The sequence below is a fragment of the Nocardia brevicatena NBRC 12119 genome (genome assembly GCF_000308495.1).
Taxonomy (GTDB): domain Bacteria; phylum Actinomycetota; class Actinomycetes; order Mycobacteriales; family Mycobacteriaceae; genus Nocardia; species Nocardia brevicatena.
The window spans coordinates 1-566 of the sequence record NZ_BAFU01000156.1 but is presented as its reverse complement, the minus strand read 5'-3'; the positions used below and the strand labels follow the sequence as shown (position 1 = coordinate 566).

At 60.8% G+C, this 566-nt stretch carries 1 protein-coding gene; it reads left to right on the top strand.

Annotated elements, in window-relative coordinates:
- Nucleotides 1-15: 15 nt before the first annotated feature.
- Nucleotides 16-566 (top strand): SAM-dependent methyltransferase (locus ON20_RS25710; protein WP_040839566.1); only part of this gene is annotated, 551 nt, incomplete at its 3' end.

The following is a 566-nucleotide window of genomic DNA, read 5'->3' as shown; positions in this document are numbered from 1 at the left end:
CAGAAAGAGGTTTTCATGCCCGAGTCCGCTTCCCGGTCCGACCGCAAACCGGTCGGTGTGGACACCACCAGGGCCAGCATCGCCCGCGTCTACGACTACAGCCTCGGAGGAAAAGACAACTACGAGGTCGACCGGGCGGCACTTCAACAGATCCTCGAGGTGGCACCCCGCCAAGGTGATGTGTCCAAGATGAACCGACGCTGGCTGCACCGCGTCGTCCGATACCTGGGAGGCACCGCGGGTATCGATCAGTTCCTCGATATCGGCGCCGGACTGCCCACCGTCGGCAACACCCACGAAATCGCCCAACAGCAAAACCCCGAAGCACGGGTCGTCTACGTCGACAACGACCCCGTCTGCAACGCCCACGGCCGCGTCCTGCTCGAACAGAACGAATACACCCATTTCGTCTCCGCCGATCTGACCGAGGAAGGCACTCTCCTCTCACAAGAGAAAATCACCCGGTATTTCGACATGGACCGGCCGATCGGACTGATCCTGTGCGGAATTCTGCACCACCTCGACGACCAAGACGACCCCGCCGGTATCACGAAACGCTATATCGA